Origin of the sequence: Micromonospora sp. URMC 107 (genome assembly GCF_051386315.1) — a bacterium.
Classification (GTDB): domain Bacteria; phylum Actinomycetota; class Actinomycetes; order Mycobacteriales; family Micromonosporaceae; genus Micromonospora.
Map to the genome: position 1 here is coordinate 1 of NZ_JBPQTK010000328.1, position 291 is coordinate 291.

At 77.0% G+C, this 291-nt stretch carries 1 protein-coding gene; it reads left to right on the top strand.

Features of this window, described 5'->3' with window-relative positions; all coding sequences use genetic code 11:
• A partial coding sequence (locus ACSNN9_RS28730) for an AMP-binding protein (protein WP_436676427.1) occupies window positions 1-291 on the top strand: 291 nt, incomplete at both ends.

Genomic DNA, 291 nt, shown 5'->3' on the forward strand with positions numbered 1-291 from the left:
GACGCGCGCGCCAACCGGCTGGCCCACCACCTGCGCGAGCACGGCGTCGCCCCCGACACCCTCGTCGCGGTCTGCCTGGACCGCTCACCGGAGCTGATCGTCGCGCTGCTGGCCGTCCTCAAGGCCGGCGGCGCGTACGTGCCGCTCGACCCCACCCATCCCGCCGAGCGCCTCACCGAGCTGCTGCGCGACAGCGCGCCGGTCGCCGTCCTCGCCCACGGCGCCACCCGCGCCACCCTCGACGGACTGACCACCGCGCCCCTCGTCGACCTCGACACCGACGCCCCCCAC